Source organism: Actinomyces stomatis, from assembly GCF_031292835.1.
GTDB lineage: Bacteria > Actinomycetota > Actinomycetes > Actinomycetales > Actinomycetaceae > Actinomyces > Actinomyces stomatis.
The window spans coordinates 1-4,196 of the sequence record NZ_JASPEP010000047.1 but is presented as its reverse complement, the minus strand read 5'-3'; the positions used below and the strand labels follow the sequence as shown (position 1 = coordinate 4,196).

Annotated in this window: 4 protein-coding genes and 1 pseudogene; 1 reads left to right on the top strand and 4 read right to left on the bottom strand. The window is 71.8% G+C overall.

The annotated features are described in order from the left end of the window. The 3 genes and pseudogenes from RIV12_RS12980 to RIV12_RS12970 form a co-directional block, all read right to left on the bottom strand. Positions 1-771: pseudogene (locus tag RIV12_RS12980) on the bottom strand (bacteriocin biosynthesis protein); the annotation flags it as partial. Position 772: 1 nt separating this feature from the next. Continuing rightward, on the bottom strand, positions 773-1,480 hold the full coding sequence (locus tag RIV12_RS12975) for a cyclodehydratase (RefSeq protein ID WP_309324428.1): 708 nt from the start codon (positions 1,478-1,480) through the stop codon (positions 773-775). A 66-nt stretch (positions 1,481-1,546) separates the two neighbouring features. Then, complete coding sequence (locus tag RIV12_RS12970) at positions 1,547-2,938, bottom strand: YcaO-like family protein (protein ID WP_309324426.1); 1,392 nt, start codon at positions 2,936-2,938, stop codon at positions 1,547-1,549. 263 nt (positions 2,939-3,201) lie between these two features. Between RIV12_RS12970 and RIV12_RS12965 the strand changes: the two genes are divergently transcribed. Then, on the top strand, positions 3,202-3,927 hold the full coding sequence (locus RIV12_RS12965; RefSeq protein WP_309324424.1) for a response regulator: 726 nt from the start codon (positions 3,202-3,204) through the stop codon (positions 3,925-3,927). Positions 3,928-3,972: 45 nt separating this feature from the next. Here RIV12_RS12965 and RIV12_RS12960 read toward each other — a convergent pair. Continuing rightward, a partial coding sequence (locus tag RIV12_RS12960; RefSeq protein WP_309324422.1) for a hypothetical protein occupies positions 3,973-4,196 on the bottom strand: 224 nt, incomplete at its 5' end.

Below are 4,196 nucleotides of genomic sequence, written 5' to 3'. Positions count from 1 at the left end.
ATCGCGGCGGGCGGCCTCGGGGCGGGGGCCGATCTCGGGCTCATCGGCGCACGCGCAGGCCAGGCAGGGCGAGAAGGCCTCGTCAACGTAGGGGCCGACCGTCACCGCCTCCTGCTCGGCGCGCACCCGCAGCAGCGCGATGCCCTCCTCCCGGCAGCGGCGCGCCACCTCCTGGGAGCGGGCCGCGCAGTCGACGGTCTCGATGAGGACGGTGAGCGTGTCCCCCCGGCGGGGTGCGCCGTCGAGCCGCACCTCGGGCACGGTGGGCTCCAGGGCGGCGACCATCTCACCGGCCAGCTCGTTGTCCCCGACGACGGCGACCCGGGCCGCGGCCAGGCGGCGGGCGGCGTCCTGCCAGGAGTCGTTGACGCCGGTGGAGTCGCCCAGACGGGAGAGGAACCGTGCCAGCTCGGGCGACGGGTCGCCGGGGGCCGGCTCGGTGTCACCCTCCTCGACGATGCCGCCGGTCCACAGCAGGGAGACGGCCTCGAAGGCGGCCTGGGGGCCGATGCCGGTGGCCTCGCCGATCTCGTCGAGGGTGCGAGTGCCGTCGCAAGCCTGGAGCAGGGGGCCCATGTGCTCACGGGCGAAGGCCCCGCCCAGGACCTGGCTCTTGCGGGCGCCGTCGATGATCCAGCCGTTCTCCTCGGGGCGGGCGCGCAGCCCCAGCCGGACCACGGGCCTGCGGGGGATGCGGAACTGCAGGTCGCGGCGGGCGGCGCGGCCGACGTCGCCGGCTCGCATGACGGAGCTTCCGGCGTCTGCGGCCATCTCAGGCCACCTCCCCACGTCGCTCGGGCAGGAGGGCCGCGAGCGCGGGCAGGCCGTCGCGGCCGCCGGCGTAGCGGCCCGAGCAGGTCTCGCAGCGGTCGACGGCCACGGTCGACGAGCAGGTGGTGATGCCGGAGACGAGGTCGATGGTCCACACCTGGCCGCCGATCGGCGCGACGTCGTCGGCGCCTCCCGTGGTCGGGCCCTGGGGGTCGAGGGCATCCAGGGTCTGCAGGGCCAGGGAGATGAGGCCGGCCCCCAGGAGCACGTGGTGATGGGCGTAGGCCTGCTCCAGCGGGCCGTGCTCAGAAGCGACCTCGGGGGGCAGGGGGCGGTAGCCGTGCTGGCGGCGGCGCCGGTCGTAGCAGCGGTAGCAGGCGCTGCGGCCGGGGACCACGAGCGGCCCGCAACGCAGCTCGGTGGGGAAGAGCTCCAGGCCCAGGGAGGGCATGCCCCGGGTGAAGGAGAGGGTGTCGAGGTCCTCGCGCAGGCCGGACTGGTCGGGGTCGGCGATGAGAACCACGCGGTCGGCGTAGGGGATGTAGGCGCTGACCAGCCCCTGGTCGACCGGGATGACGGGGTCGCTCTGCCCGGCGAGGCGCGCGACGACGGCGCGCGCGAACCCGCCCTGGGGCAGGTAGGCCGTCACCGGCCCCGTGAGGGCCTGCGGTGCCGGCTGCGTGGCCGGTGCGGGCGGCGTCATGCTCATATCGGGTCGGGGCTCCTGGGAGTCGGTCGGTGACGTGGCTGGTGGTGCGGACGCCGGGCACATGGCTCAGGCGAAGGGCTGGCGGACGGGGTTGATCCCCTCCTCATCGTGGACGGTCAGGCCCATCGCCCGGGGCGCCTGGTAGAGGCGGGGCGTGGCGAGGTAGCGGGCGTGGTGGCTGAAGGACAGGGGCATGGCCTCGGGGATGAGGGCCTTGATGACGTGCATGCCGACCTGGCGGGCCTCATCGGTGGTGATGTCGACGACGATCGCCTCGGCGCCGGCCCGCTCCAGGTTGGCGACAACCTGCCCGAGCGGGTCGGGGCCGACTCCGCCACTGCTGCCGTCGGTGCCGTCAGCGCCGGACGTCGGTGCCGTGAGGGTGCCGATCTCATCGAGGGCGTGGACGGGCCGCTCCCCCTCCAGGAGGAAGTCGAAGACGTGGCGCATGGACAGCTCGGCGTCGGCCAGGGCGCCACCGACCACGGTGAGGTCCTGCCCCTTGATCTCCTGGGCGCGCGGGCCGCGGGCGTGGCTGCGCAGGGCGATGCGCAGGGAGGCGAGCTCGCGGTAGATCTTGGCCAGCGCCCGCTGCGGGTCGATGTCGCAGGTGGCGGCCACCACCTGGGCCAGCTCGGGGTCGACCTGCGAGGTCTGGACGGCGTAGAGGGTGGGGACGCCGTAGTCGGTGGTGGCGTCGAACAGGTGGGTCTCCAGCTCGGTGGAGGTGCCCACCCGGTGGTACTCGGCGACCTCCTCACCCAGGGTGCTGGGGTCGACGGCGACCGCGGGCAGGCGCAGGCGCTGGAGCCAGGTCAGGGCGATGGAGTCGCGCTCGATGACCTCGAGCAGGCCGCCCAGGACGGCCTCGCGCAGGTCGGAGTGCGCGGCGGTGCCGGTGGAGATGGGGTTGACGAACTGCTCGGAGGGGGTGCGCACCGGGAAGTTGAGGTATGTCAGCACCGCTGGGACGAAGACCTCACGGCCGCGGGTCAGGGACCAGCCGCGCACCCATCGCAGGGGGACGCGGGGGTCTGAGGCGATGAGCCCGCAGTCCGGGTCCGCCAGCTCGGTGGCCGAGCACGCCGGCCAGCGCTCCGGTCCGATCGCGGCCTCGCCGAGACCGGCGGGGGTGTCCCACACCAGCTCCTCCTCCGTCCATGAGCAGCTGGAGTAGCGTTCCATCGTCTCCACGATCGCGATGTGTCTGGCGCGATCGGCGTCGATGGCCCCGCCGGCCCCGTCGAAGTTGCCCGCCTCGGCACGGTGATTCCAGGTGCGCTGTGACCTCAGCGCCTCAGAGGGATCACCCAGAAGACCGGTCCAGATCGCGAAGACCGGCTCTCCGGCCGCTTGGGGCAGCTCGGTGGAACGGGAAACCAGGCCGAAGGGAGATTCGAGTGACGCAGCGCGCGCCAATGACGGGGCGATGCCCTCGATGAGCGCAGAGCGGTACACGGACCCTCCTTCCTGGGAACGACAGAGGAGGCACACTTGGGGAAGTGCCGCTGCTCAAGAGCCTGCCGGAATCCGTCGGGGCCTCGCATCGGCCTTTGATCTATTGCTTTCTTCGCCGTTTGGATAGTTCTATCCGCCTTTCGTCTGGGCGCGTCTCGGAGCGTTTACACGGCGAATCTGTTTTTTCAGGTAGTTTGTTCACTGTTCCCAGCAGGCCGCGCCCCCACTGATCGCGGGCTGCACACATCTGCCCAAGGAGACTCATGTCTTCCCAGATTTCTCCCGATTGTGTCGGCCTGGCCCTGGTCGACGACGACGCGATGGCCCTGGCCCATCTGGAGTCCTATTTCTCCGACGTCGAGGACCTCAAGGTCCTCACCGCAACGCGCTCACCTCGCGCCGTCCTGCGGTTTCTGCAGTCTCACCAGGTCGACGTCCTCATCACCGACGTCCACATGGAGAACATGGACGGCGTGGAGATGACCAGGGAGGTGCTTCGCACCTCGCCGTCGACCCGGGTCATTCTGCTGACCACGGTGGACACCGACGAGGACCTCCTGCAGGGTCTGGGGGCCGGCGCCAGCGGCTTCCTGCTCAAGAGCGCCCCGGCCGAGGAGATCATCGCGGCGGTGCGCACGGTCCACTCCGGGGCGAAGGTCGTGGCCCCGACGCCGACGACGCGCCTGATCGACTACGCCCTGGCCTCCGTGCGCGGCGCGGACGGCAGCGTCCACCTCTCGGAGAGGGAGCGCGACGTGCTCCACCTTCTGTGCGAGGGGGCCTCGAACCGCAAGATCGCCTCCCTGCTGGCCATCGCCGAGGCGACGGTCAAGTCCCACATCACAGGCCTGTTCCACAAGACCGGGACGACGTCGCGCCTGGAGATCGTGGTGTGGGCCTTCAAGCACGGCTACGCCTCCAACAGCCCCATCACCATCCCGGTCACCAGCGCCCCGAGCGGCTCGACCCCGGGCTCCGCCGCGCCCTGAGGCACATCCGACCCCTGATGGCGTCGGCCCCGGCCCCCTCCCGTCTCAGCCGTTGAACGCCCGGATGATGATGAACAGGAGGATGAAGAGGATCCAGCCCACGACCTTGGCCGGGGACGTGCTGGACTGCGAGGACGGCGCGGGCCTCCTGGCGGTCCGCAGGGAGGGCGGGGCCTTGTGGCCTCGCATCTCGTACGGGGCGCCGGAGGTCACGGGCGGCAGGCCGCCGGCCGGCGCGCCTTCCACGGCCCAGGGGTTGTCCGCCACTC

Coding starts and splice junctions, on each gene's coding strand:
- RIV12_RS12975 (WP_309324428.1), bottom strand. CDS start 1,480: ATGAGCATGACGCCGCCCGCACCGGCCACGCAGCCGGCACCGCAGGCC.
- RIV12_RS12965 (WP_309324424.1), top strand. CDS start 3,202: ATGTCTTCCCAGATTTCTCCCGATTGTGTCGGCCTGGCCCTGGTCGAC.